We start from the raw sequence: 26,544 nt of genomic DNA, 5'->3' as shown, positions 1-26,544 counted from the left end.
GCAGAGTTTTAGAAGACGATCGCTCAGATCTCCCCGTCTGCCGCCATCTGCATGTAGCTGTCGTTAAACCGAAGCTTCACATTTCCGGTGTCACCCATGATCGAGCCATCCGGGAACTCGATGCCCACAAAGTCCGGGCTCATGGCGCCCTGGCCCAGCAGGCCCTTCTCGAACGAGAACTGGCGAACGCTGTCCATGGCGTCCAGGGCTTCATTGCTGTTAATGAAATCCACTGACATCTGCGGTTCCCAGAACATCTTCATGCCGGCCAGTTGAGCCTCATAACCGGCCTGGTCGGTACCGGAGAGCTCGCCGAGAAATGCTCGCGCTTCCTGACCTTCTTCACTATCGGAGGCGAGGATGCTCATGGTTTCGTACCAGGCACCCACAAGCGCCTTGCCCAGCTTCGGGTTGTCGGCCAGGGTTTCCGTGTTCACCAGCGTCAGATCCTTGATGTGACCCGGAATCTGGCTGGAATCGAACAGTTTGGTCGCACCCGGGTAGGCTTCCACTTCCGCCAGCAGCGGGTTCCAGGTAGCCACATGGCGGACATCGTCGGTCTGGAACGCGGAAACCAGATCGGCATCGGAAATGTTCACCACGCTCAGATCACGCTCTTCGAGACCGACGCTTGCCAGTGCCCGTGCCAGAAGATAGTGCGATACGGAGAGCTCAACCAGGTGAACGGTTTCACCTTCCAGCTCTTCGATGGTCTTGGCATCCTTGGATACGAGGCCGTCGTTACCATTGGAGTAGTCGCCCACGATAAGCGCAGTTGTGTCCACGCCGGAGGCGGCCGGAATCGACAGGCCATCCATACTGGTGGCTACCACACCGTCAAACTGGCCGGCGGTGTACTGGTTGATGGACTCGATGTAGTCGTTCACCTGCACGATATCCACCTCGATATCATACTTGTCCGCCCACTTTTTCATGATTCCGTAGTCCTCGGCATACTGCCAGGGCACCCAGCCGGCATAGATGGTCCATGCGATGCTGAAGGAGTCCTTTTCCTGGGCCATTGCACCCATGGACAGGGAGGCCGTGAACAGACCGGCCGCCAGACGTTTGGTGATGTCGCGTGTATTCATGGTGTCTCTCCTCGGGCCTTGCCCGTGTTTGCAGGTTTGGTCTTTCTTCAGTTTTTTGGGGTTGCTGGCATTACTCGGTAATCTCTTCAACGATCACGACCGGCGTTCCGGGCGAGACCGCCTGTCCCGCTTCCCGGCGCACGTCTACCACGCGTCCGGTTACGGGGCTCAGTAATTCGATTTCCATTTTCATGGATTCAATAACCGCCACCGGCCGCTGGGCATCGATGGTGTCGCCTGGCTTGACCAGGCACTCCCAGAGGTTACCGGCTACGTGGCTTTCCACCGCGTGCTGGCCTGCTGGCAGGTTGGCAATGTCGTCTTCGCCGGTGTCCTCGATCGGTGCTTCGGAACTGAAGTTAATCTGGCCCGACTCGATCCAGCGCTGCAGCTCCTCATCGAAGGCCTGTTTGCGCTTGGCTGTGAAGGTCTGAATTTCGTCGTCGTTGTTCGCCAGAAACTGCTCGTAGTCCTTCAGATTGAAGCGGGTTTCCTCGACCTTTATCGGGTAGTCGCCATTGGGAAAGTCCCGCCGGATTTGTTGCAGTTCTTCGGCACTGACCTCGTAGAAGCGCACCTGGTCAAAGAACCGGAGCAGCCAGGGCTTGCCAGCCTCGAACAGGTCGGTCGTGCGGTAGCGGTTCCACATCTGCAGGGTGCGACCAACAAACTGGTAGCCGCCCGGGCCTTCCATGCCGTAGATGCACAGGTAGGCGCCGCCGATGCCAACGGAGTTCTCCGCGGTCCAGGTACGGGCCGGGTTGTATTTGGTGGTCACCAGCCGGTGCCGGGGATCCAGCGGGGTAGCGACCGGCGCGCCCAGATAGACGTCGCCCAGGCCCATCACCAGATAGGTTGCCTCGAAAAGCGTCTTTTTTACCTCATCGATGCTGTCCAGTCCGTTGATGCGGCGGATGAACTCCAGGTTGCTCGGGCACCAGGGGGCATCCTTGCGCACCGACTGCATGTATTTCGCGATGGCGGTCTGGCAGGCTTCGTCATCCCAGGACAGGGGCAAATGAACGATGCGCGCGGGCACATCCCACTCGGGCTGTTTTTCCAGTTCCTTTTCGGCGCCGATCAGCAGGTCCAGCAGCGTGCGCTGGTTCAGTTTCTGGCTGTCGTAATGCACCTGCAGGGAGCGGATGCCGGGGGTCAGCTCCAGAATGGCATCGTGATTCTGCTCACGCAGCCACAGCATCAGCGCGTGGGCGCGGAAGCGCAGGCGGATATCCAGCTCCATTGGGCCGTATTCCACCAGCACGTAGTTGTCGCCGGCGGCCCGATAAACCACGCCGGTTTCGTGTTCATCGTCACTGAGTGCCGCCAGAACCGGGGAGGTTGGTGTGATCGGTTTGATATGGGCGGTCGCGGCGGTCAGGGTGGCGATGGACTCGTCGAGGGCTTCCCGCAGGGCCACGGCCTGGTCCTGACTGACCGGAACAAATTGGACCTTGTCACCGGCTTTCAGCTGGCCCAGTTTCCACAGGTCAGCGCTGATGACCGTCACCGGGCAGACAAAGCCGCCCAGGCTTGGGCCATCGGGACCGAGAATCACCGGCATATCGCCGGTGAAATCCACGGTGCCCACGGCGTAAGCGTTGTCGTGAATGTTGGACGGATGCATGCCGGCCTCTCCGCCGTCACTGCGCGCCCACTGCGGCTTCGGACCAATCAGGCGCACGCCGGTGCGGCTGGAGTTGTAGTGGATCTCCCAGTCGCTGGCGAAGAAGGTGTTGATGTCCTCCTCGGTAAAGTAATCCGGCGCGCCATGGGGCCCATAGGTGACGTGCAGTTTCCAGGTCTTGCCGATGGTCGGTTTAAGTTCTGCAGGCAGCGTGATCAGGGGGGCAGATTCCGAATCTGCCAGCGCCAGCACATCGCCGGCCCGCAAGGCGCGACCACAGTGGCCGCCAAACTGGCCAAGGGTAAAGGTGCTGCAGGAGGTCAGATACTCGGGGCAGTCCAGCCCACCGCGGAACAGCACGTAGGCCCGGGCGCCGTCCGCCGTGGTGGCGCCCAGCTTCAGGGTAGCGCCGGCGGGCACGTTGATCACCTGCCAGGAAGCCACGGGCTGATCATCCAGTGTGGCGTCCAGCTGGGCGCCCGTCAGCGCAATCTGGGTGGCGCGGTTGAAAGTGAGCACCGGCCCCTTAAGGGTGATTTCCAGGCCTGGAGCCCCTTCCGGATTGCCCAGCAGTCGATTGCCAAGCCGGAACGAATAACTGTCGAAAGGACCCGACGGTGGTACGCCGATTTCCCAATAGCCGATGCGACCGGGGTAGTCCTGGATGGTGGTCAGGGTGCCGCCACTGAGCACATCCACCGTCGCCGGCTGGTAATCGAATTCGTTGAGGGTTCGAGTAAACAGTCTGCCCTCTGCAAAGCGCGGGTCGTCCAGCACCTGGCGCACGTATTTCAGGTTGGTCTCGATGCCATAGAGCTGGCTGTCGTCGAGTGCCTGCATCAACCGCTGGCGGGCCGATTCGCGATCGGCCTCATGCACAATCACCTTGGCGAGCATGGGATCATAAAGCGGCGACACCTCTGTGCCCGGCTGAATCCAGGTATCGATTCGCAGGGCCTCGTCCTCGGGCCAGGCCACGTTGGTGAGCAGGCCGGCGCCGGGCTGGAAATCCTTGTTGGGGTCTTCCGCATAGATCCGGGCCTGGATGGCGTGGCCGGAAGGCGCGAGGTTGCTGCCCAGTTTTGCCAGGTCGGGCAGGGTGCCTGCGCCCAGTTCCACCATCCATCGGACCAAATCCACGCCATAAACCTGCTCGGTCACACCGTGCTCCACCTGTAAGCGGGTATTCACTTCCAGGAAGTAGAACTCGGTGGTGTCCGGGTCGTAGATAAACTCCACGGTGCCGGCGCTGCGGTAGCCAATGCTTTTACCCAGCTGACGGGCTGTAGCGTGCATGCGGGAGCGGACGTCGTCGGACAGCCCCGGCGCCGGAGCTTCCTCGATCACTTTTTGGTTGCGACGCTGGGCCGAGCAGTCACGCTCGCCCAGGGCCAGCACCTGGCCCTGGCCGTCGCCGAAAAGCTGTACTTCGACATGGCGGGCGTGTTCCACGAATTTCTCCAGGAACACGCCGCTGTTGCTGAAGTTGTTCTGGCTCAGGCGCTGGACCGACTCGAAGCTCTTGCCCAGATCGTCCGGGCCGTAGCAGCGGGACATGCCAATGCCGCCACCGCCGGCGGTGCTTTTCAGCATCACCGGGTAGCCGATGGTGTCGGCGGCTTTTATCGCTTCCTCCAGATTAGTCAGCAAGCCGGTGCCTGGTAGCAGTGGTACGCCGGCGCTTTCAGCCAGTGACCGTGCCGTATGCTTGAGACCGAATTGCTCCATCTGCTCGGGTGTCGGGCCCAGGAAGACCACGCCTTCGGCGTCACAGCGTCGGGCAAAATCGGCGTTTTCGCTCAGGAAGCCGTAGCCGGGGTGGATGGCGCCGGCACCGCTCTTGCGGATTACCTCGAACAGTTTGTCCTGATCCAGGTAAGTGGTCGCTGCCGGGCCGTCTCCCAGGGAATACGCCTCGTCCGCCTGCCGTACGTGAAGCGAATCGGAATCCGCTTTGGCGTAGACGGCAACCGAGGTCAGCCCCATGTCACGCAGCGTGCGAATAACCCGGCAGGCGATGGCGCCGCGGTTGGCGATCAGGACCTTTGAGAATCTGCCGCTCAGCTCCATACCAGCACCTCGATCGGTGTCGGGTTCCAGCCGTTGCACGGATTGTTGAGCTGCGGGCAGTTGGAAATCATCACCAGAACGTCCATCTTCGCTTCCAGTTCCACGTATTTGCCGGCATCGGAAATCCCGTCGGCGAAGGTGAGTCCGCCGTCGGCCGTGACCGGGACATTCATGAAGAAGTTGATGTTGTGGGTGATGTCCCGTTTGCTCATGCCCAGTTCTTCATGTTCGGTGACGGCCACCAGCCAGCTGTCCCGGCAGGCGTGCATGCACTTTTTCTCGAGGGCATAACGGGTTGTGTTGCTCTCCGCCGCGCAGGCACCGCCCAGGGTGTCGTGACGGCCGCAGGTGTCGGCGGTGATTTCCAGCATCACGTTGTTTTCAGAAGACATCAGTTTAGAACCAGCCGTCAGGTAGACATTGCCCTGCTCGCGGATGGTGTCGATGGCGCTGTAGCGTTCGGTCGGATTGTGGGCGTTGTAAAACAGGGTGTCGGCGGCCTGGTTGCCTTCCAGATCCAGGATCCGGACGGTCTCGCCGGCTTTTACCACTTTCAGGAAATACTCGCCCGCCGGTACGGTTTCACGGAAGGCGGCGTTTTCAGGCTTCAATACGCTTTGCTTGATCATGTCCGGCCTCCGTTACTGGAACAGGTGGTACAGGGCGTTATTGGCGAAGGCCCGGGTGGCCTCGGGGGACGACGTCTTGCAGGGATCGGCATCGGTTACCGGGGCCGCCTTGAACAACTGGTACCGCAGCGGATGGCTGGGATACTCGCTGGCCGGGTTCATCGGATGCGGGCAGGTGTGCAGCACCACGATGGTGTCCATTTCAAAGCGCAGGTCGACGGTGGCGCCGGCGTGGGAGTGGCCCTCGGAGAAGACCATGTTGCCGTCGTCATCTGTTTTTACTTTGCTGAACCAGTTCAGGTTGGCGGTCAGGTCTTTCTTGCCGAGGCCGTACTTGGCCAGCTCGTTCAGGAAGCTGTTGAACCCGTTCCGGTGGTAGTGATTATGGGCTTCCTGATAGGTCTTTTTGCCCCAGCGCTTTTCCACCAGATCGGCGTTGCAGGTGCCAGCGACGGTATCGTGCCAGCCAAGATCATCGCGGATGATGGAGGCAAACACCCGGCCCATGTCCGAGAGCAGCACGTGGCCTTTGGTGAGCAGGAAGGTGTGCTGGTTCTTCAGGGTGTCCGGCATGTTGTACCGCTCGAGCGGGTTCTCGGGGTTGTACATCAACATGCCGACGTTGGTCCCGCCGGTTTCGTCAATCAGGCGCAGCACATGGCCACGGCGCACGATAAAGGACCAGTGGGATCCGCCGGGAATCAGATCGTCGTAGAGGGGGGCTGCGGTTTGCAACATGGCCTTTTCCTCCTGGTTAGGGCATCCAAAAAAGCGAGAGGCGTCAGTAACTGAGCGATCCTCCCGGGCTTTTGTCCCGCCGTGTAACCTTGGAAAAGGTCGTCAACTCTCGGACCAGTCGCCTGCGTTTGTGGTTGCAGACCGGAACCCTAGTTGACCATTGGTCAGATTGTGGCGCTTTGATTGTGGTTTCAGTAACCGACGTCTCGCTGCGTGCTGAATGTACTGCAGAGTCCATGCCAATCGGCAAGTCACTGATTTTATTAAGGTGGAAGTTCCGTGGTGGGGCAGTGTTGCTTCCTGCCTGGGCGGGCGCACCGTTTTTGTGCATCGGTCAGTGCGCTTCCAGTGCATTTATTTTCGGAGACTGATTCCAGAGCCAGACCAATGATGGCATGGCCTTCAAGCCATCTACTACCAAGGGAGGAGTTTTTCGCCTCCATCGCATCATTCAAACCTTGGGAATTGGGGTCTACATTGAATGGGTAAACGCGAAAGGCCGCGTTGCCCTGCGACAAACACAACAAGAGGTCGAGATCATGATCTACGCACAACCAGGAAAGGATGGCTCCGTCGTTTCTTTCAAATCCCGTTACGAGAACTACATCGGTGGCGAGTGGGTTGCCCCGGTAAAAGGCCAGTATTTCGAGAACATCACACCGGTCACTGGCAATGTGATCTGTGAAATTCCGCGCTCCAGTGCAGAAGATATTGATCTGGCTCTGGATGCAGCGCACAAGGCGGCACCCGCGTGGGGCAAGACGTCGCCCACCGAGCGTTCCAACATCCTTCTGAAAATTGCGGATCGTATCGAGGCCAACCTCGAGAAGCTCGCAGTTGCAGAAACCTGGGACAACGGCAAGGCCGTGCGCGAAACCCTGAACGCCGACATTCCTCTCGCGGCTGATCACTTCCGCTACTTTGCGGGTTGTCTGCGTGCCCAGGAAGGCCATATGGGCGAGATCGACCACAACACCGTGGCGTACCATTTCCATGAGCCGCTGGGTGTCGTTGGCCAGATCATTCCATGGAACTTCCCGATTCTGATGGCGGCCTGGAAACTGGGCCCCTGTCTGGCTGCGGGTAACTGCACCGTGCTGAAGCCTGCCGAGCAGACGCCTGCCAGCATCCTGGTACTGATGGAAATCATTGGTGACCTGCTGCCGCCGGGCGTGCTGAACATTGTTAACGGCTACGGCATCGAGGCCGGCCAGGCCCTGGCCACCAGCAAGCGTATTGCCAAGATTGCCTTCACCGGCTCCACCCCGGTTGGCTCCCACATCCTCAAGTGCGCGGCTGAAAACATCATCCCGTCCACAGTGGAGCTGGGTGGCAAATCCCCGAACATCTACTTCTCCGACGTGATGAAGGCCGAGCCGGAATTCATCGACAAGTGCGTGGAAGGTCTGGTGCTGGCGTTCTTCAACCAGGGCGAAGTCTGCACCTGTCCGTCACGGGCGCTGGTTCAGGAAGACATGTTCGAAGAGTTCATGCAGAAGGTGGTTCAGCGCACCAAGTCGATCAAGCGTGGCAACCCGCTGGACACCGATGTTCAGGTAGGTGCCCAGGCGTCGAAAGAACAGTTCGACAAGATCATGTCCTACCTGGCCATTGGTAAGGAAGAGGGCGCTGTGGTGCTGACTGGCGGCGACCGCGAGCATCTGGATGAAGAGTTCAACAATGGCTTCTACATCCAGCCCACCCTGTTCAAGGGTGACAACAAGATGCGCGTGTTCCAGGAAGAAATCTTCGGGCCGGTTGTGGGTGTTACCACCTTCAAGACCGAGGAAGAAGCCCTGGCCATCGCCAACGACACCGAGTTTGGTCTGGGTGCCGGCGTATGGACCCGCGACACCAATCTCGCCTACCGGATGGGCCGCAACATCCAGGCCGGTCGGGTGTGGATGAACTGTTACCACGCCTACCCGGCTCACGCAGCCTTCGGTGGTTACAAGAAGTCTGGCGTTGGCCGTGAAACCCACAAGATGGCGCTCGAGCACTATCAGCAGACCAAGTGCATGCTGACCAGCTACGACACCAACCCGCTGGGTTTCTTCTGAATCAATGAGCGGTAAGCGGGCCTCCCACACGGGCCCGCCTGTGAGTCAGCACAGCGGATGTGCACCTTCATTCCCCGGTGTCTGGCCGGGGCGGCTCTCTGACGAGAGTTCGGGTTTTTCTGTCACTCTCTTTTGGCCCTTCCCAGGGCCTTTTTTTATTGGGGCGGATTGTGGTGTCAAAGCGCTTTATCGCCCCAGTGAGTAGAACTCTGCGTTAGGCCGCATGTTTGTCACGTTTGCCATCCGATTGGAAAGCCCGAAGAACGCGGCGATGCCGGAGATGTCCCAGATATCCTCGTCGTTGAAACCATGGCGTTTGAGTTCCTCAAAGTCCGCGTCACACACCTCTTGGGCTTGTTGGGAAACCTTTATGGCGAAATCAAGCATGGCTTTCTGGCGATCAGTGATGTCGGCCTTTCGGTAGTTCACGGCGATCTGGTCTGCGATCTCCGGGTTCTTTTCACGGATGCGCAGAATAGCGCCATGGGCCACCACGCAGTACTGGCACTGGTTCAGGTTGCTGGTAGCGACCACGATCATCTCGCGTTCGCCTTTGGTGAGGTTGCTGTCTTTTTCCATCAGGGCATCGTGGTAATCGAAGAAGGCACGAAACTCGGCGGGGCGATGTGCCAGTACCAGAAAGACATTGGGGATGAACCCGGACTTTTCCTGAACGGCGAGAATCTTCTCCCGAATGTCCTCAGGAAGTGATTCAAGCGACGGAACCTGGAATCGGCTTATTGGTTGTTCGGTGGATGAGCTCATAACAATTCCTTTTACGGCGGTTTTATGATTCAAGAAGTTTCGGTTCAGCCTGCGACCGGTACGACGATACGCCCACGAACCTTGCCGTCCAGCAGTTGGCTCGCACCTTCGATGGCGTCTTCAAAGGGTATTTCCGTGATCATGCGCTCGAGCAGATCGATGTCGAGATCCTCCGACAGGCGCTTCCAGGCTTCGAGTCGCTCAGCTTTGGGCGCCATCACGCTGTCCACGCCACACAAGGTCACACCCCGAAGAATGAACGGGGCAACGGTGGACGGGAAGTCCATGCCGGCCGCGAGACCACAGGCTGCGACGACGCCACGGTATTTCATGCCGGCACAGACATTGGCCAGCACCTGTCCACCGGCCACATCAATGGCGCCGGCCCAGGTCTCGCGCACCAGGGGTTTGCCTGGTTCACTCAGCTCAGCGCGATCGAGGATGTTTCCGGCCCCCAACGACTTCAGATAGTCTGCTTCTTCGGATCGGCCGGTCACCGCGGTCACGGAATAACCCCGCTTGGCCAGCAGCGCCACCGCGATGCTTCCAACGCCGCCGGTTGCCCCGGTCACCAGGATGTCGCCGGAATCAGGTGTTACGCCATTCTTTTCCAGTGCCATGACACAAAGCATGGCGGTATAGCCGGCGGTGCCAATGGCCATGGCCTGTCGAGGAGAAAACGCCTTGGGCAGAGGAATCAGCCAGTCACCGGAAACACGGGCCTTCTCGGCCAGGCCGCCCCAGTGTTTCTCGCCAACGCCCCACCCGTTCAAGACAACCGGGTCGCCTGCCTTGAAATCTGCATGCGTGGAGCTTGATACGGTGCCGGCAAAGTCGATGCCTGGAATCATCGGGTACTGTTTCACGATCGGTGACTTTCCGGTGATGGCCAGAGCATCCTTGTAGTTCAAGGTTGAGAAGGCTATATCCACGGTAACGTCGCCTTCCGGCAGTTCCGATTCTTCTATGGATGTCAGTGACACTTTTTGGTCGCCGCGTGATCCTTCAATGAGTATGCCTTTAAACATGTTGCCTCCGTGTTTGGGTAATGAGGATGGTTTTTCGTCCCGTGTCATGAGCCGCGAAGTAGCGACAAAAATCCCTGGGCGAACCGATCCAGTGGTTCTGGGGATTGATCCAGCTTTGCGCGCAACACCGCGCCCTCCCAACCAATCCAGAAGAAGTGCGCCATCTGATCGCACTTTAGATCCTTGGAAATCTCACCGGCCTGCTGGGCCTCTCTCAATACCCCAGCGGTGCGGCACTCCCAGTCCGTGAAAACGTCCTGTAACAGAACACGGAAACCCTCGGGCAGGGCGGTCATTTCCTGTCCCAGATTGCCGATCAGGCAGCCGCGGCGATACTCGAACCTGGCCATGCCCGTTTTGGCATCCTCAACAAACGCTTCGAGCCGCTGCAGAGGAGTGAGGGCGCGATCTTCAAACCAGCGATCAAGTTTGCGCGCAAAATAGCGGCCGTAGGCTTCGATCAGGATCCGGCCGAAGGCTTCTTTATTGTCGAAGTAGTGGTAGAAGGAGCCTTTCGGTACGCCGGCTTTGCGAAGTATTTCGTCGATGCCGGTGGAGGAGTAACCCTTCTCCGTCAGCACTGACAGGCCCACGGTGATGAGCGTTTCCCGGGTATCCCTGAAATCGGCATTTTCAGTCTTCGGGGGGCGGCCCCGTTTTCGCTTGATGTCTGCTGTCTGGTTCATCGTCTTGACTCAATTTAGACCGATCGTCTATTTAATTATCGGAATAAACTAGACTGGTCGTCTAATAAAATCAAGTGAAGTTGCTATGGGGTGCAGCCAGGGCGGAATGGGATTCGCTCTCCCAAGTGGGAGCGATGCTACTTTGTGGTGGCCAAAAACAGTTCCAAAGTACCATATTGGCCCCTTGCCCCGGCCGATAGGATGGGAACTGGGTTATCGGCAATGTCGTTGATTCACCCTCAATGCGCTAACAATCATGACAATAGAGGTGAGCATTATGTGGACCAAACCAGCCTACGAAGATCTCCGCATCGGTTTCGAAGTCACTATGTACTTCGCCAATCGCTGAGTGCTGAAGCGGCCAGCCTCGAGCTGGCCGTTTTGCTTGTGGAGTAACCCACCATGTTGATTCACGTTCTGGGCTCCGCTGCAGGCGGTGGCTTTCCCCAGTGGAACTGTAACTGCGCCAACTGCGACGGCTTCCGGAAGGGCACCCTGAACGCCCGGGCCCGTACCCAGTCTTCCATTGCCATCAGTGAAGACGGCGAGCACTGGATCCTGTTTAACGCGTCCCCCGACATTCGCGCCCAGCTGGCCTCGTTCGACGCCATGCAGCCTGCCAGAGCACTGAGAGACACGGGTATTGATGCCATTGTGCTGATGGACAGCCAGGTGGACCACACCACCGGCCTGCTGTCCCTGCGCGAGGGTCTTCCGATGGATGTCTGGTGTACCGAACAGGTGCATGAAGACCTCAGCGGTGGTTTTCCGCTGTTCACCATGCTCAAGCACTGGAACGGTGGCCTGAACTGGCAGCGCATCGAGGCATCCGAGCAGACGCCTTTTACCATTCCCTGCGCACCGTCCATCGAGCTGACCGCCATTCCGCTGCTGAGCAACGCACCCCCGTATTCACCGCGCCGGGACAACCCGCACCCGGGCGATAACATTGGCCTGTTCCTGAAAGACACCCGCACCGGTCAGACAGTCCTTTATGCCCCGGGCCTCGGCGAGCCGGACGACCGTATTCTCGGCTGGATGCGCCAGGCCGACGTGCTGATGGTGGACGGGACCGTCTGGCACGACGACGAGATGATCCGCCAGGAAGTAGGCACCAAGACCGGCCAGGCCATGGGCCATCTGGCCCAGAGCGGCCCGGGTGGCATGATCGAGGTGCTCGACGCCATGCCGGCCCAGCGCAAGATCCTGATACACATCAACAACACCAACCCGATCCTGAACGAGGACTCCGCGGAGCGGGCGGAGCTGACCCGCCACGGCATCGAGGTGTCCTGGGATGGAATGCACATCGACCTGTCGGGGCAGCCATGAACGCCAAAGCCAACACCGCCATGAACCGGACGGATTTCGAGCAGACCCTGCGCGCCAAGGGCCAGTACTACCACATCCACCACCCGTACCATAAAGCCATGTACGGCGGGCAGTGCACGCCCGAACAGATCCGCGGCTGGGTGGCCAACCGGTACTACTACCAGATCAAGATTCCCCAGAAAGACTCCGCCATCATGGCCAACTGCCCGGACGCTGGTGTGCGCAGGCTCTGGCTGCAGCGGATTCTGGACCACGATGGCCACGACGGGGATGTCGGCGGCATCGAAGCCTGGTTGTCCCTGGCCGAGGCGGTGGGCCTGAGCCGGGAAGAGGTGATTGATCAACGCCACGTGCTGCCCGGGGTACGCTTTGCCGTGGACGCCTACCTGAACTTCGCCCGCCGGGCGACCTGGCAGGAGGCGGCCTGTTCGTCACTGACCGAGCTGTTTGCCCCGGAAATCCACCAGTCCCGACTGGACAGCTGGCCCGCCCACTATCCGTGGATTGAAGAGAGCGGCTACAGCTACTTCCGCAAGCGTCTGTCCGAAGCCAGAAGAGACGTGGAACATGGCCTGACCATTACCCTCGACCACTTCACCACAGAGGCACAGCAGGCCCGGGCCCTGGAGATTCTTCAGTTCAAGCTGGACATCCTCTGGACCATGCTGGATGCCATGACCATGGCCTACAGCCACCGCACCCCGCCGTACCACACCGTGACCGACGAACAGGTCTGGCACCGGGGACTGTAATGGAGGTGGGTATGTATGAAGTACCGCGTTTTCGGCGAGGATTCCGGTTCCAGTGGGAGCCGGCACAGGAAAGTTATGTGCTGCTTTATCCGGAAGGTATGGTGAAGCTCAACGGCAGTGCCGGCGCCATTCTCAACGAGGTGGACGGTCAGCGTACCGTGGCCGACATCGTCGCCAGTCTGGAGCAGCAGTTCCCCGACGCCGGCCCGCTTGGCAAGGACGTCAGCGAATTTTTGCAGGACGCCCGGCACCAACACTGGATTGAACTGTCATGAGCACGACCAACCCCCACAACGCCGGGCCGCCCCTGTGGCTGCTGGCAGAGCTGACCTATCGCTGCCCGCTGCAATGCCCCTATTGCTCCAATCCGCTGGACTTTGCGCAAACCCAACAGGAGCTGACCACCGAGGAGTGGGTGAGTGTGCTTCGACAGGGCCGCACGATGGGGGCGGCGCAACTGGGTTTTTCCGGCGGCGAGCCCCTGGTCCGCCAGGACCTCGCGGAGCTGATCGCCGAGGCGCGGCACCTGGGGTATTACACCAACCTGATTACTTCAGGGCTGGGCCTGACGGAGGCCAAGGTGGATGCCTTTGCCGAGGCGGGGCTGGATCATATCCAGGTGAGCTTTCAGGCGTCCGATCCGGAACTGAACAACGCCGTGGCCGGCTCCCGAAAGGCCTTTGACCAGAAGCTGGCCATGGCCCGGGCGGTGAAGGAAGCCGGCTATCCCATGGTGCTCAACTTCGTGATCCACCGCCACAACATCCACCAGATGAACGACATCATGGATTTGTGCGAGCGCCTGGGGGCGGACTACGTCGAGTTGGCCACATGCCAGTATTACGGCTGGGCCTTCGAAAACCGGGAAGGGTTGATGCCTTCCAAAGCGCAGCTGGTGAAGGCAGAGCAGGAAGTGAACCGGTACCGGGAACGGCTGCAGCAATCCGGCTCGGCCATGAAGCTGATCTTTGTCACACCGGACTATTACGAAGAGCGCCCGAAAGCCTGTATGAATGGCTGGGGCAATCTGTTCCTGACGGTCGCGCCGGACGGCACGGCGCTGCCGTGTCACAGCGCGCGATTATTGCCCATCGATTTCCCCAATGTTCGAGACATGGATCTTCAAAGCATCTGGTACGACAGCCCTGGATTCAACCATTACCGGGGCGACAGCTGGATGCCGGAGCCCTGCCGTTCCTGCGATGAGAAGGAAAAAGACTTTGGTGGTTGCCGCTGTCAGGCCTATCTATTGACCGGCAACGCCGATAACGCAGATCCAGTATGCAGCAAATCGTCGTATCATGATCGAATACTGGCAGCGAGGAAAGCTGCCGATCATGCCACGGCCGGCCTGACTGAACTGGTATATCGAAATGCGGACAATTCACGGCTTTTCTTCCGGGGTTAACAACTCCGCCATCAATCCTGCACTGGTCGGCCATCACCACGACAAAACGGTACTGAGTGCCTACGAGGCCTGCTCGGCGCATGTCCAGCGTGGGGAACTTGCGGTGTCCCCGGCGGGTGTGTTCTGGCTGGAGACGGATCCGGCCCGCGGCTGCAATACGCTCTGGCACCTTTCCAATCAGGGGCCTGTTCGCCTTGGACCTGATGATCTTGGCATTCGCAGCCGGGTAAATGGCTACGGTGGTGGTGCCCTGGCGGCTGCCGACAGCGGTGTGTTCGTGGTTGGCGAGGATCAACAGATACGGTTTGTCAGTCTGGCCGACGGCCAGTGCCACAGCCTGACCGATGACCCCGGGGCGGCCTATGGTGGGTTGGTCGCTGACCAGTACCGTCAACGGGTGCTCGCGGTACGGGAAGCAGAGGGCAAGCAGCAGCTGGTTGCCGTCTCCATGCAGGGCGAGCGTTCGGTGCTTCATTCCGGCCTGGATTTTTACAGCGCGCCGGCGGTCTCGGCCGATGGCAGTCAGGTTGCCTGGACCAGCTGGCAGCTGCCCGATATGCCCTGGCTGCGTTCACGGCTGTGGACCGCAAATTGCTCTGAAGATGGATTGCTGGATCAAGGCCGGGAATGGCCAACACCTTCTGAGGCTTCGGTACAGCAGCCGGTGTTCGATGGCAACCAACTCTGGGTTTTGTCCGACCACGAGGGTTGGTGGCAACCCTGGCGTATTGATACGTCGGGCGAGGGCAGCTGGCACGCCAGCGATTCACCCGCCCGGGATCATGCCAATGCCCCCTGGCAGCTGGGCGAGTCCCACCACTGCCCAACAGGCCGGGGCGGTTGGGCAAGGGTTCGTTATTGTAATGGCACGGGTGAACTTTGGCTCAGCTCCGGTCAAACCGGTGACGCAATCCGGGCTGCCCGGGATTTTGGCGACTTCCGTTGTCTGCAGTCGGCTGGCGAGCATCTCTACTGCATCGGCCGAGCATCCAGTCGCCTCGACGCCGTCCTCGAGATTGATCTCGAGACCGGACAGGCCCGCACCATTGCCGGGGGCGAGGAGGCCATGCCAGAGGCGAGGGCGGCATTGCCGCTGGATATCGAGATTCCAGCCCTGAACCCGGGCGAAGCTTCTATCCATGGGTTTTTCTACACGCCCAAGCTGGCCACGCCAGACGTCCCTCCACTGATTCTGATTGCTCACGGAGGGCCGACGTCGGCGGCCTATCCGGTATTCAATCCCCAGGTTCAGTACTGGTGTCAGCGGGGATTTGCCGTCGCTGAAATCAACTATCGAGGCAGCACCGGCTTTGGTCGTGAGTTCCGCCTGGCCCTGGAAGGGCGGTGGGGTGAAGTGGATGTCGCGGATATGGAACGGGCGGCAGATCACCTGGCCTCTTTCGGCCTGGCTGATGGCAGCAGGGTGTTTATCCAGGGTCGCAGCTCCGGGGGCTACACGGCCCTGATGGCGATGATCCGAAGCCAGCGCTTTACCGCCGGTGCCAGCATGTTCGGCGTGACGGATCCCATGCGCTTACGGGCCATGACCCATCGCTTTGAGTCCGGTTATCTGGATTGGTTGCTGGGCTCGCCAGAAAAGCACCCGAAGCGGTGGCGGGACAGAACGCCTCTGTTTCACGCTGATCGCATTACCGCGCCCATGATCTTTTTCCAGGGCGGGCAGGATAAGGTTGTGGTGCCCGAGCAGACCCGTGCCATGGCAGAGGCCATGAAAGCGGCTGGCAGGGCGCCAGAGCTCCACTGGTTTGAAGACGAGGGTCACGGTTTCCGGCGCCAGGCCAACCAGGCAGGTATGCTCGAATGGATGTTCAGCTTCTACCGAAAGCATAGCCAAAAGGCCAATGATCACGCGGAGAACTTGAGTTAAACTCTCGGCTATTCCTATAACAACAAGCGGTCGAGTGCAGTCTGATGAGTCACGATATATCCAGCTTGCGAAAGTTTGTCTCACCGGAAATCGTGTTTGGTGCCGGCTCCCGGAAGTCCGTGGCCAACTTCGCCAGTAATTTCGGTGCCCGTCATGTCTTCCTGGTGTCGGACCCGGGGGTAGCCGCCGCCGGCTGGGTGGATGAAATCGTGACGCTGCTGACCGATGCGGGTATCCGCTCGACCGTGTACACCGGCGTATCGCCCAATCCCAAGGTGGATGAGGTGATGACCGGGGCCGAACTCTACAAATCCAATGAGTGTGATGTCATCGTTGCCATCGGCGGTGGCAGCCCCATGGACTGCGCCAAGGGCATCGGTATCGTGGCCACTCACGGTCGTAGCATCCTGGAATTCGAGGGCGTCGATACCATCACCAACCCGTCACCGCCTCTGATCCTGATTCCCACCACGGCAGGTACCTCGGCGGATGTGTCCCAGTTTGCGATCATTTCCGATCCCAACCGCCGGTTCAAATTCTCGATCATCAGCAAGGCCGTAGTGCCGGATGTGTCCCTGATCGATCCGGAAGTTACCGAGACCATGGATGCCTACCTCACCGCCTGCACCGGGGTGGATGCCCTGGTGCATGCCATTGAGGCTTACGTGTCGACTGGCAGCGGCCCGCTGACCGATACCCATGCGCTGGAGGCAATCCGGTTAATCAACCGGAATCTTGAGCCGCTGGTGGACAACACGGCAGATCCCTATCTCCGCGAGCAGATCATGCTGGCCTCCATGCAGGCGGGGCTGGCCTTCTCCAATGCCATTCTCGGGGCAGTACACGCCATGTCCCATAGCTTGGGTGGTTTCCTGGATTTGCCTCATGGTCTGTGTAATGCGCTGTTGCTGGAGCACGTGGTGGCTTACAACTTCCAGTCTGCCGAAGACCGTTTCCGCCGCGTTGCCGAAGCCATGGATATCGATACCCGTGGAATGGCCAAGCCGGAAATCAAAAAACGGCTGATGAACCGCATTGTAGAGCTCAAGCGTCGGGTTGGGCTGGAGGCGCGTCTCGCCCAGCTGGGTGTTTCGGTGTCCGACATTCCCCACCTGTCCGGCTTTGCGTTGCAGGACCCGTGCATTCTCACCAACCCCCGGAAGTCGTCGCTGCGGGATGTCCAGGTTGTCTATGAAGAAGCCCTCTGACAGCAAGGATGGCGAACAGGACAGTAGCTACGGAATTGGCGATCTTCTCGGGCTGGGCAGCCAGTCCGTCCGCAAGAACTATTACCCGGCTCTGCAGGAACGCATTGACGAGCTGGAGCAGGAACGCAACCGCTACAAATGGCTGTTCGAGAACGCGCTGCACGGTATCTTCCAGGCCAACCTGCGGGGCGGCTTTCTGGCCTGCAACCCGGCGATGGCGAGAATCTGCGGTTATGACAGCCCCGAGGCGCTCACGGAAAAGGTCATCCGGCTCCGTGAACAGTTGTTCTGCAGTTCCAGTGAATTCGATGCCATACGTCAGGAGCTTCTCGACGAGGGCAGTCTGAGTGCCCGGGAAACCCGTTTCCAGCGTGCTGATCGCACGCCGGTCCACGTTGCTGTCACCCTGCTGCGACGCCCGGACCTCGGACCGGAAGTGGTGGAAGCCTTCGTTGCCGACATAACCGAGCGAGTGTTGGCCCGGCAGAAACTGGAGCAGTTGAACGCCACCCTTGAGCGGCGCGTGGAAGAGCGGACCGAAGCATTGCAGAATGCCAATGTGGGCCTGCGCTACCAGATTGAGGAGCGCGAGAAGGTTGAGCGCGAGCTCTTTGTTGCCATGGAAGCCGCCAAAGAGGCCAACCGCAGCAAGGATAAATATCTCGCGGCGGCCAGCCATGACCTGCTCCAGCCCCTGAATGCAGCCCGGCTGATGATATCCGCGCTCCAGGACAGCACGCTGCCGGAACAGGAAACCCGCATGGTGCACCAGGTACATCGGGCACTGGAGGGCGCCGAAGACCTGCTGGCGGACCTGCTGGATATCTCCAAGCTCGACCAGCAGGCAATGAAGCCTGATCTGGTTTATACCGATGTAGCCGCCCTGGCCAGATCCCTCGGGGAGGAGTTCGAGGCCGTTGCCAGCAATGCCGGCCTCGGGTTCCGGGTACGCACCATTCCGGCGATGGTACGAACAGATCAGCGCATGCTGACCCGTATCCTCCGAAATCTTCTCAGCAATGCCTTCCGGTACACCCGCAAGGGCGGTGTTGTCATGGCGTTGAGATCCCGCGGCGACCGTCTGCGGATTGAAGTCTGGGACACCGGTGTTGGCATCGAGGAAGACAAGCTCCGGGACATTTTCACCGAGTTTCACCAGCTGTTGCCCCAGGGCACCGGCGGCCGGCAGGGCGTGGGCCTGGGGCTGGCCATCGTGGAACGGATGGTCCGGGTGCTGGGGTACGACATTGATGTGTCATCACGGCCCGGTCGTGGCTCCCGCTTCGTGCTGACCCTGCCGCTTGAACCCGCTCAGGCCAGACCGGATATGGCCCGTACAGATTCGCTCCAGAATTTCGCCGATGGCTTTGACGGTGTGCCGGTGCTGGTGATCGACAACGAGCCGGCGGTTCTGGAGAGCATGCAGTTGCTGCTGGAGCGTTGGGGCTGTGATGTGCTCACAGCCGCCAGCAAGGCAGAGGCCGTGGAGGCTCTCGAGCAAACCGGCCAGATACCGGCCCTTATCCTTGCGGACTATCACCTGAACAATGAGCGAACCGGTTACGATGCAGTTCACGGGGTTCGCCGTTACCTTGGCAAGAATATTCCCGCCGCCATTATCACTGCAGATCGTAGCGACGACACCCGCAAACTCCTTCGGGCCCAGGAACTGCCCATCCTGAACAAGCCTGTGAAGCCGAACCGGCTCAGGGCTCTGATGACCAGCTTGCTGACTTCTGCCTCGGCCTGAAATATATCTCCCTTCTCCATACCTCAGACATGAATTGCCAGGCAGTACTACACTTACCAGAGGCTCATCGAAAGGGAGATAACCATGACAGTTCCTGAGAATGGTCTGACGAATCACGAAGTCACCATCTGCCTGGCTGGCGGTGCCGTGCTGGGTCCGTTCAATGCGACCTGGAGCAAGGATTCCGGTGGGGATGTGCGTGAGCTGGTCCGCGAGTACGATGCGTTTCTGCAGGGTGAAAAGCAGCACCGTTACAAGTTTCACCTGCACGACACCTACACCAACACCGTTCATACCCTGATCCTCAATTTTGAACAGGTTACGGGCATCTGCGACCATGTCCGGCTCAGATCCCAGGGCGGCGGCTGAGCCATGGCCGGGCCCCTGGCGTACACGCCAAGAAGCCCACAGTGCAAATGCACGGACAGGAGGGAATATGAGCGAATTCAGAACGGAAACCGACAGCCTCGGGGACGTCCAGGTACCTGCTGATGCGCTCTGGGGCGCTCAAACCCAGCGGGCGGTGGAAAACTTCCCGGTCAGTGGCCAGCCAATGCCTCAGCCGTTTATTGCCGCCGTTGCCCAGATCAAGCGCGCAGCCGCCGAGGCCAATACCAGCCTGGGCCTGCTGGACAACGATCTGCGGGATGCGATCTCTCAGGCTTGCGAAGATCTGGTCAAGGGCGAGTACGCGGATCAGTTTCCGGTAGACCGCTACCAGACCGGCTCCGGCACCAGCACCAATATGAATGTCAACGAGGTGATCGCCAGTATCGCCCGCAACGCAGGCTTCGAGGTGCACCCGAACGATCACGTGAACATGAGCCAGAGCTCCAACGACGTGATTCCAACGGCGATCCACGTGAGTGCCGTGATTGCAGCCAAGGAGAAGCTGCTGCCGGCGCTGTCACATCTTTGCGGTGTGATCTACGAGCAGGAAGCGGCGTTTTCCAGCCAGGTAAAAACCGGCCGCACCCACCTGATGGATGCCATGCCGGTGACCCTCGGCCAGGAGTTGAAAACCTGGCGCGAACAGCTTCTGGCCGTGGAAAAGCGGGTAGAAGCCGCAGCTGATGAGCTGTTGGCCGTTCCCCAGGGCGGCACGGCGGTGGGTACCGGAATCAATGCGCTACCGGAATTTCCGGGCCAGTTCGTCAAGTTCCTGCGGGCCAACACCGGCTATCCTTTTACGTCGCTCGATCACAAATTCACCGGCCAGAGCGCGGTGGATGCCCCGGTGGCCCTCTCCGCACAATTGCGCGGAGCAGCCATCGTGCTGACCAAGATCGCCAACGATCTGCGCTGGATGAACAGCGGCCCTATTCACGGCCTGGCTGAAATCAGTCTTCCGGCATTGCAACCGGGCAGCAGTATCATGCCGGGCAAGGTCAATCCGGTCATCCCGGAGTCCGTGGCCATGGTCGGCGCCCAGGTGATGGGGCTGGACAGCGCCGTGGCCATTGCCGGTCAGTCCGGTAATTTCCAGCTCAACGTGATGCTCCCGCTGGTGGGCGGCAACCTGCTGGACATGACCGATTTGCTCGCCAATGCGGCCATCATGCTGGCGGACAAGGCGATCAAGGATTTCACGGTCAATGCCGACAATCTGAACGCGGGCGTGGGCAAGAATCCTGTACTGGTGACAGCGCTTAATCCCGAGATCGGCTACAGCCTGGCGGCAGACATCGCCAAGGAAGCGTATAAAACGGGCCGGCCAGTCATCGATGTAGCGGAGGAACGCAGCGGCCTGAGCCGGGAGCGGCTTGAGGAGTTGATGGATCCGCTCAAGCTGACTCGGGGCGGTATCGCCTGATCGGTCGTTTCAGAGGGGCGCAAACGCTTGCTGATCATCCTGGAGCTGTTTGTGATGCTGGTGCTGGCCAACGGCACGCCGGTGGTTGCCGCCGGGCTGCTGAAAAACCGCTGGTCGGCCCCGGTGGACGGCGGTCGACTGCTGTCCGATGGCCGCCCCGTATTTGGTGAAAGCAAAACCTGGCGGGGTGTTGTATCCGGTGCACTGGCCTGCGGGCTTTTCGCCCAGTTTACCGGGCTGGGATTCGTGTTCGGGCTTCTGTTCGGCCTGCTGGGGCTGGGAGGAGATCTTCTGAGCAGCTTCATCAAGCGCCGAATGGGTTTGGAATCGAGTGCCCGGGCTGTCGGGCTGGATCAGATCCCGGAAGCCCTCCTGCCCATGCTGCTGGCGATGTGGTGGCTGCCGGTGAGCCTGTGGGTAGTGTTGGTTGTCGTGGTGGTTTTTACCCTGTCCAACATCTATGGCTCACCGCTGCTCTACCGTCTCGGTATACGCCGGCAGCCCCACTAAACCGGGCCGCGAGTCAGGGTGTGAAGGGTTACTTCCGGCGGGCAGTTCAGGCGAACGTTTACCACGGACGTTCCGGAACCCGGTGAGGTGTAGCCCTGCATCCCGTTCATCCGCCAGTAACCTCGACCGAGTGTGCGCGGGCAGTCAGAGTCGAGAGTCACCGGAATACCGCCGGGCAGGCAGATCTGGCCGCCGTGTGTGTGGCCGCAGAGAAAGACGTCGTAGCCGGCGTGGGCAGCCTCGCGCCAGATCTCCGGCGTATGGCTGAGCAGGATGCTGGTGCCTCCCGCAGGGATATTGTCCCCCGCCTGATGCAGGTTGTGGACCTTGAAGAAGTGGGCGTCGTCCACACCCGCGAGGTACAGGGTCTGGCCCTCCCGTTCAATGGGCGCCATTTCGTTCATCAGCAGTTGGTAACCCATGTCTTCCAATGCCGGTACCATGCGAACGCTGTCGTGGTTACCCAGAACCGCATAGGGCTTGCTTTTTATACCGTCCCTCAGCCGCGCCATGCCGTCCAGGGCGCCCTCAATCGGGCCCCACGTGAGTTTCCGGTAGTCGCCGGTCAACACGCACAGATCGTAGTCTAACGGTTCGATCTGGCGCAGGACTGCCTGCAGGTTGGCTTCGTCCATGTCTACGTGCAGGTCGGTCAGATGCAGAATGCGAAAGCCCTCGAAGGCTTCCGGCAGGCCGGGAAGCTGGAAATGATTGTGCACGGTGTTCAGACGCCGGCTGTTGCTCTGGCCCCGGCCCCAAAGGCCAACCATGCGCAAACAGGTACGGATAAAGCCGGGTGCCGTGGCCCAGTTTTCCAGATGGAATGAGCTGTGATCCTGCCCGAATACCTTCGCTTCAGCTTCCCGTTCAATGCCGAGCCTCTGGCGGGCGTGAACAGGGCCGAGCCTCAGGCTCAGGCGGTATTCCAGGAGTTCATCCTGGTTCTCCGGTGTACGAGCCCTTGCCGTCATTTTTCTTCCCTTATATGCCGAGCCGGGCATGGCCGATGTACTAAGTGGCAAACCCTGTCTGTCATTATGGATGGCCCTCGAAGGTATGCAACCAAAACGACACAATGTTCATGTTTGATCACAAACTGGCGGTGAAACCAGCGGAGCAACAGACTCAGGAGATTTATGACGGAACCATCGAGTGATGACAGGCTGTCGTTTAGCCAGATTTTTCTGCTGTTCCTTCGGCTGGGGCTGACGTCGTTTGGTGGTCCGGCAGCGCATCTCGGATTCTTTCACGATGAATTTGTCAAACGTCGGCGGTGGCTCTCAGACAGTGCCTACGCAGAAGTTGTGGTCCTCTGCCAGTTGCTGCCGGGACCGGCTTCCAGCCAGGTCGGTCTGACTATAGGGTTCCTGCGCGGCCATTACCGAGGCGCACTCGCAGCGTGGCTGGGGTTCACCCTGCCATCGGCGGTGATCATGATTGGTCTTGCGCTGGGATTGAGCGCCTGGCCAGAGGCCAGCAGTGGCGGCTGGATACAGGGTCTCAAGTTGTTTGTGGTGGCGGTGGTGGCCCAGGCGGTCTGGCAGATGGGAACAACCCTTTGCCCGGACCGTCCCCGAATCGCCATGGCGTTGCTGGTAGCGGTGAGCCTTCTGGTGATGGGCGAAACCTGGATGCAGATACTGGCGCTGGTCATTGCCGGGGCTGTGGGTTCCTTTCTGGGGTTGGGGAGCGGAGAGGCATCTGAGCCGCTGCATGTGCCGCTACAATCCCGGAAACCTGCGCTTTTTGCAGGGGCCTTTTTGATTCTGTTGTTGGTTTCCTTCCTGCCTCAGACCACCGGCAGTCTTGGTTGGATAGGCGCTGAAATGTACCGGGCCGGTGCACTGGTGTTTGGCGGCGGACATGTAGTGCTGCCCTGGCTACAGGAGGGCTTCGTGGCCTCCGGTGCCATGCCGGCGGACACTTTCCTGGCGGGGTATGGCGTTGCCCAGGCTATGCCGGGACCGCTGTTTTCCTTTTCAGGATTTCTGGGTGGTTCACAGGCCGGTGTTCTCGGTGGTGTGATTGCGGTACTGGCTGTGTTCCTCCCTGGAACCCTGCTTGTATTCGCCGGTCTTCCCCTATGGAGCTGGCTTCGGGAGCATCGTCGCGCCCGGTCAGCGCTGGCCGGCGTGAATGCAGGCGTGGTGGGGTTGTTGCTGGCGGCTCTCTACGATCCGGTCTGGGTCTCCGCCGTCCATGGTGCGCATGATCTGGCACTCGTGCTCGCCATTTGGGTCTGTCTCGCTGTCTGGCGGGTTCCGGTCTGGCTACTGGCGCCGCTGAGTGCGCTGGCTGGAGTGATCCTGCTGTCCTGATCAACGTACATATAATCCTTTCTTCCTGAGCCGGCACACGGGTTGGCAAATCAGCAGGTTTCCAGCCACAATCGAGCGGTTAAACGCAGATAATTCGAACGCAGAGGTTACCATGACGACATCCTGCAGTATCCCGGGTCTCAACGTACCACGTAGCCGTTTTCCCGATCCTGAACAGGACCTGCCGGCAGCCGAGGGCGAACAGCGTGTCGTGCTGGCTGGCGGCTGCTTCTGGTGTGTGGAAGCCGTTTTCCTGGCCATCGATGGCGTAACCAGTGTTGAGTCCGGTTACGCTGGCGGTCACGCCAGCTCTGCCAATTATGAGGCCGTCTGCTCAGGTACTACCGGCCACGCAGAAGTGGTGGATGTTCACTATGACCCTGCCAGGGTCAGTTTTGGCGAACTGCTAAAGGTGTTCTTCTCGGTTGCTCACGATCCCACCCAGTTGAACCGTCAGGGCAACGACCGGGGCACCCAGTACCGCTCGGCTGTGTTCTACGAGACTGCCGAACAGCGGCGGGTAGCCGAGGCCTACATCCACCAGCTCAATCAGGCCGAAGTGTACCCGGATCCGATAGTGACCACGCTGGAGCCGCTGGAGGCATTTTACCCGGCAGAAGAGTACCACCAGAATTTTGCTGCCCGTAATCCCTACCAGCCATACATCATGGCCGTGGCCGCCCCGAAAATGGAAAAGCTTGTAGACAGTTATCCTGATCGCCTGAAGCCGGAATTTACAGACAACGACGCAGGCAGCACCGCCTGAGGAGGCAGACTATGGGAGTTTCCGCTGCAGGTTATGACCTGACACCACTAAACGAAGCACAGGTTGAGGAGAAAGCTGCGGATCTGACATCGGAAGAGCGGCGCGTACTGCTCGACCATGGCACCGAGCATCCGTTTTGCGGAACCTTGCTGGATAACAAAAAAGCTGGTGTTTACCACTGCCGGCTTTGCGATCTGCCTTTGTTCAGCTCGGACTCGAAGTTTGACTCGGGAACCGGCTGGCCGAGTTTCTTTCAGCCCTTTGATCCGGAGCATATCCGCTACATTGAGGACACGAGTCTTGGCATGACTCGCACCGAAATCCGCTGTCCCCGTTGCGACAGCCATCTCGGCCATGTCTTTCCTGACGGCCCGCCGCCAACCGGGCAGCGCTACTGCCTGAACTCGGTTGCCATGGTGTTTCAGGAAAACGCCTGAGACGAAAAAAAGGGGGCCGCAGGGCCCCCGATTCTATTTATTGCCGCCTGTCACAGTCGCCACGTAGTGGGCCACAGCATTTATCTGTTCCTCAGACAGCGACTCGTTGAACGCCGGCATGACACCCACCCCGCTGGTTACGGCATTGACCACCTGTTCCATCGTGGGTTTGAGTTCATCGAGATCCGGGCCGATGGCACCAGCCGAACCGGCGTCCGCCAGGGTATGGCATATGGTGCAGGAAGGTTGTGCCTCCTGAGTGAATACCTGTTTCCCTTTGTCAAAGTCGCTGGCGATCGTCAGGGGCGACAGTCCTATCAGGGCTATGGCGCCCAGTACTGCAGTTTTTCTCATATCATTGCTTTCCGGATAGGTCGGAGCCGCCGTACTCCCGGGTCGGCTCCGCCAATGATCAACTGATGGCAACCGTGACTCCGTGGTCGCTCCAGCCATTGTGACCGTAGCCACGTTCGTTCTCGATCCGACCCTCAGGCTGGGTGTTGCCCTGCACGTCGGTCGCCCGGCTGACAATCCGGTGCTCTCCGGCCGCTAGATCCGCTGCCAGGACAAACGGCCTCCAGGCATAGGGACCAAGGTCCGGTCCCAGGAAACGAGCCTGTTTCCAGGTTTTACCACCATCCACTGAAACGTCGACTTTTTCGAGCGGAACAGTGCCACCGAAAGCGACGCCATAGATCATATTGCGACCGCTCTGACCGCTTTCCAGAGGCGATGTTACCCAGGATTTGACGTTCATTTCCCACATGGAAGGCTGATCCGGGGCGCCTTTCACGCCGACATCACGAACCCGGTAGCCTGAAGCCTGGATCTTGGCGTCCGTCTGGTTTTCGGTGAAGGCAACGTTCTTGACGTACTTCACGTTGTTCACGCCGTAGTAACCCGGCACAACCATTCTTAGCGGGCCACCGTGAGTGTGGGTCAGAGGCTCGTCATTCATTTCCCAGGCCAGCAATGCGGTTTCCATGGCACGGGTGGGAACGGAACGTTCCACGATAATCGTTTTCGGGTCCAGGCCGTCGGGAAGTGTCTCGCCGCCGGTGCTGGTGATGTACCGGGTACCGTCAACAGGGCCGCCAAGAGCCTCCACAACATCTTTCAGCGGTACACCGGTCCACATGATGCAGCCCGCAGCGCCAACAGACCATTGGGTACCACTCGCGCCATGGGGGAAGAAGGCGCGACCGTTACCGGAACACTGTAATACGGAGGCAACGGTGGTAACCCCCATCTGTTTCAGGTCGCCGACCGTCAGGGTTCGGGGATTTTTCACGCCCTCAATCCGCACCTCCCAGGCATCCGGGTTATCGGTTACCGAGGCTGGTGGCGCGGGCAGGTTATTACGAACGAACAAGCGGTCACTTGAGGTAATAACGCCATTGCCGATGGCCCCCCGTTGGGTTTCCATCGTGTTTGCGCTGTGAACAATCAGGGCGTTGCGTTCTTTCCAGGCGGCGTAATCCGGGAGTGATTTTGGTTCATCGGCTTTGGCAAGGGGCGTAAATCCCAGCACGCTTACCGCGGCCATGGCGCCGGCACTGCCAAGTAGCAGGGTGCGGCGGGAGGGGTTCTGAAGGCCCGGGTCATTCGGGCCGCGCATCAGCGCTGGTTCCTGCTTCATTATCCGTCTCCTTCTTAGGGTTGTCGTCG

At 59.7% G+C, this 26,544-nt stretch carries 25 protein-coding genes and 1 riboswitch; of the genes, 15 read left to right on the top strand and 10 right to left on the bottom strand.

What is annotated here, in order from left to right; all coding sequences use genetic code 11:
* Nucleotides 1-23: 23 nt before the first annotated feature.
* The 4 genes from HP15_RS15625 to HP15_RS15610 all read right to left on the bottom strand — a co-directional run bounded on the left by HP15_RS15625 (nucleotide 24) and on the right by HP15_RS15610 (nucleotide 6,155).
* Nucleotides 24-1,091, bottom strand: coding sequence for a putative urea ABC transporter substrate-binding protein (locus HP15_RS15625; protein WP_014578360.1), 1,068 nt, complete (start codon nucleotides 1,089-1,091; stop codon nucleotides 24-26).
* A 70-nt stretch (nucleotides 1,092-1,161) separates the two neighbouring features.
* Nucleotides 1,162-4,788: an urea carboxylase gene (uca, locus tag HP15_RS15620; protein ID WP_014578359.1), complete on the bottom strand. Its 3,627-nt coding sequence runs from the start codon at nucleotides 4,786-4,788 to the stop codon at nucleotides 1,162-1,164.
* Complete coding sequence (locus HP15_RS15615; RefSeq protein ID WP_014578358.1) at nucleotides 4,779-5,417, bottom strand: urea amidolyase associated protein UAAP2; 639 nt, start codon at nucleotides 5,415-5,417, stop codon at nucleotides 4,779-4,781. The genes uca and HP15_RS15615 overlap by 10 nt, the downstream gene beginning before the upstream one ends.
* 12 nt (nucleotides 5,418-5,429) lie before the next feature.
* Nucleotides 5,430-6,155, bottom strand: a complete 726-nt coding sequence (locus HP15_RS15610; protein WP_041645631.1) for an urea amidolyase associated protein UAAP1 — start codon at nucleotides 6,153-6,155, stop codon at nucleotides 5,430-5,432.
* A gap of 58 nt (nucleotides 6,156-6,213) precedes the next feature.
* Nucleotides 6,214-6,319: riboswitch (guanidine-I (ykkC/yxkD leader) on the bottom strand.
* Between the two features lie 375 nt (nucleotides 6,320-6,694).
* On the opposite strand from HP15_RS15610, the gene exaC reads away from it, so the two are divergent.
* Nucleotides 6,695-8,215 (top strand): acetaldehyde dehydrogenase ExaC, encoded by a 1,521-nt coding sequence (gene exaC, locus HP15_RS15605; protein ID WP_041646366.1) that lies wholly within the window; start codon nucleotides 6,695-6,697, stop codon nucleotides 8,213-8,215.
* A gap of 186 nt (nucleotides 8,216-8,401) precedes the next feature.
* On the opposite strand, the gene HP15_RS15600 is transcribed toward exaC, so the two are convergent.
* The 3 genes from HP15_RS15600 to acuR are packed head-to-tail and all read right to left on the bottom strand — an operon-like array spanning nucleotide 8,402 to nucleotide 10,694.
* The gene (locus HP15_RS15600) at nucleotides 8,402-8,980 is read right to left on the bottom strand and encodes a peroxidase-related enzyme (protein WP_041645628.1); all 579 of its coding nucleotides are present in this window, start codon (nucleotides 8,978-8,980) and stop codon (nucleotides 8,402-8,404) included.
* A gap of 44 nt (nucleotides 8,981-9,024) precedes the next feature.
* Nucleotides 9,025-10,008 (bottom strand): acrylyl-CoA reductase (NADPH), encoded by a 984-nt coding sequence (gene acuI / locus HP15_RS15595; RefSeq protein WP_041645626.1) that lies wholly within the window; start codon nucleotides 10,006-10,008, stop codon nucleotides 9,025-9,027.
* 44 nt (nucleotides 10,009-10,052) lie between these two features.
* A complete protein-coding gene (acuR, locus tag HP15_RS15590) occupies nucleotides 10,053-10,694 on the bottom strand; it encodes an acrylate utilization transcriptional regulator AcuR (RefSeq protein WP_014578351.1) in 642 nt (213 codons plus the stop codon).
* A 277-nt stretch (nucleotides 10,695-10,971) separates the two neighbouring features.
* Between acuR and pqqA the strand changes: the two genes are divergently transcribed.
* The 11 genes from pqqA (at nucleotide 10,972) to HP15_RS15540 (ending at nucleotide 21,355) form a co-directional block, all read left to right on the top strand.
* Nucleotides 10,972-11,043, top strand: coding sequence for a pyrroloquinoline quinone precursor peptide PqqA (pqqA, locus tag HP15_RS21995; protein ID WP_007153157.1), 72 nt, complete (start codon nucleotides 10,972-10,974; stop codon nucleotides 11,041-11,043).
* 53 nt (nucleotides 11,044-11,096) lie between these two features.
* Complete coding sequence (pqqB, locus tag HP15_RS15585; protein ID WP_014578350.1) at nucleotides 11,097-12,026, top strand: pyrroloquinoline quinone biosynthesis protein PqqB; 930 nt, start codon at nucleotides 11,097-11,099, stop codon at nucleotides 12,024-12,026.
* Complete coding sequence (gene pqqC / locus HP15_RS15580) at nucleotides 12,023-12,778, top strand: pyrroloquinoline-quinone synthase PqqC (RefSeq protein ID WP_014578349.1); 756 nt, start codon at nucleotides 12,023-12,025, stop codon at nucleotides 12,776-12,778. Before pqqB ends, pqqC begins: the two co-directional genes overlap by 4 nt.
* On the top strand, nucleotides 12,778-13,053 hold the full coding sequence (gene pqqD / locus HP15_RS15575) for a pyrroloquinoline quinone biosynthesis peptide chaperone PqqD (protein WP_014578348.1): 276 nt from the start codon (nucleotides 12,778-12,780) through the stop codon (nucleotides 13,051-13,053). Before pqqC ends, pqqD begins: the two co-directional genes overlap by 1 nt.
* Entirely contained in the window at nucleotides 13,050-14,186 is a 1,137-nt protein-coding gene (gene pqqE / locus HP15_RS15570; protein ID WP_014578347.1) for a pyrroloquinoline quinone biosynthesis protein PqqE, read from the top strand. The genes pqqD and pqqE overlap by 4 nt, the downstream gene beginning before the upstream one ends.
* On the top strand, nucleotides 14,152-16,074 hold the full coding sequence (locus HP15_RS15565) for a S9 family peptidase (protein ID WP_169702175.1): 1,923 nt from the start codon (nucleotides 14,152-14,154) through the stop codon (nucleotides 16,072-16,074). The genes pqqE and HP15_RS15565 overlap by 35 nt, the downstream gene beginning before the upstream one ends.
* 44 nt (nucleotides 16,075-16,118) lie before the next feature.
* Nucleotides 16,119-17,282, top strand: a complete 1,164-nt coding sequence (gene ercA, locus HP15_RS15560; protein ID WP_014578345.1) for an alcohol dehydrogenase-like regulatory protein ErcA — start codon at nucleotides 16,119-16,121, stop codon at nucleotides 17,280-17,282.
* The gene (locus tag HP15_RS15555) at nucleotides 17,266-19,032 is read left to right on the top strand and encodes a PAS domain-containing hybrid sensor histidine kinase/response regulator (RefSeq protein WP_014578344.1); all 1,767 of its coding nucleotides are present in this window, start codon (nucleotides 17,266-17,268) and stop codon (nucleotides 19,030-19,032) included. The genes ercA and HP15_RS15555 overlap by 17 nt, the downstream gene beginning before the upstream one ends.
* Before the next feature lie 84 nt (nucleotides 19,033-19,116).
* A complete protein-coding gene (locus tag HP15_RS15550; RefSeq protein ID WP_008171059.1) occupies nucleotides 19,117-19,401 on the top strand; it encodes a hypothetical protein in 285 nt (94 codons plus the stop codon).
* A gap of 67 nt (nucleotides 19,402-19,468) precedes the next feature.
* Nucleotides 19,469-20,845, top strand: coding sequence for a class II fumarate hydratase (locus HP15_RS15545; protein ID WP_014578343.1), 1,377 nt, complete (start codon nucleotides 19,469-19,471; stop codon nucleotides 20,843-20,845).
* A 27-nt stretch (nucleotides 20,846-20,872) separates the two neighbouring features.
* On the top strand, nucleotides 20,873-21,355 hold the full coding sequence (locus HP15_RS15540; RefSeq protein ID WP_014578342.1) for a CDP-archaeol synthase: 483 nt from the start codon (nucleotides 20,873-20,875) through the stop codon (nucleotides 21,353-21,355).
* Here HP15_RS15540 and HP15_RS15535 read toward each other — a convergent pair.
* Nucleotides 21,352-22,326 (bottom strand): metallophosphoesterase, encoded by a 975-nt coding sequence (locus HP15_RS15535; protein ID WP_041645624.1) that lies wholly within the window; start codon nucleotides 22,324-22,326, stop codon nucleotides 21,352-21,354. The two genes, HP15_RS15540 and HP15_RS15535, sit on opposite strands and share 4 nt — an antisense overlap.
* 165 nt (nucleotides 22,327-22,491) lie before the next feature.
* Between HP15_RS15535 and chrA the strand changes: the two genes are divergently transcribed.
* From chrA to msrB, 3 genes are all read left to right on the top strand, one after another.
* Nucleotides 22,492-23,673, top strand: a complete 1,182-nt coding sequence (chrA, locus tag HP15_RS15530) for a chromate efflux transporter (RefSeq protein WP_014578340.1) — start codon at nucleotides 22,492-22,494, stop codon at nucleotides 23,671-23,673.
* 112 nt (nucleotides 23,674-23,785) lie between these two features.
* Nucleotides 23,786-24,439: a peptide-methionine (S)-S-oxide reductase MsrA gene (gene msrA, locus HP15_RS15525; RefSeq protein WP_008171069.1), complete on the top strand. Its 654-nt coding sequence runs from the start codon at nucleotides 23,786-23,788 to the stop codon at nucleotides 24,437-24,439.
* An 11-nt stretch (nucleotides 24,440-24,450) separates the two neighbouring features.
* The gene (gene msrB, locus HP15_RS15520; protein WP_008171070.1) at nucleotides 24,451-24,876 is read left to right on the top strand and encodes a peptide-methionine (R)-S-oxide reductase MsrB; all 426 of its coding nucleotides are present in this window, start codon (nucleotides 24,451-24,453) and stop codon (nucleotides 24,874-24,876) included.
* 33 nt (nucleotides 24,877-24,909) lie between these two features.
* Here the strand turns inward: msrB and sorU are convergent, their stop codons facing one another.
* Both sorU and sorT read right to left on the bottom strand, forming a co-directional pair.
* Nucleotides 24,910-25,230 (bottom strand): SorU family sulfite dehydrogenase c-type cytochrome subunit, encoded by a 321-nt coding sequence (sorU, locus tag HP15_RS15515; RefSeq protein WP_014578339.1) that lies wholly within the window; start codon nucleotides 25,228-25,230, stop codon nucleotides 24,910-24,912.
* A gap of 58 nt (nucleotides 25,231-25,288) precedes the next feature.
* Nucleotides 25,289-26,515 carry a SorT family sulfite dehydrogenase catalytic subunit gene (sorT, locus tag HP15_RS15510; protein WP_014578338.1) on the bottom strand — a complete coding sequence of 409 codons (1,227 nt, stop codon included), beginning with the start codon at nucleotides 26,513-26,515 and terminating at the stop codon, nucleotides 25,289-25,291.
* Nucleotides 26,516-26,544: the final 29 nt, after the last annotated feature.

The sequence above is a fragment of the Marinobacter adhaerens HP15 genome (assembly GCF_000166295.1).
GTDB lineage: Bacteria > Pseudomonadota > Gammaproteobacteria > Pseudomonadales > Oleiphilaceae > Marinobacter > Marinobacter adhaerens.
This window is presented reverse-complemented; position numbering and strand designations above follow the sequence as displayed.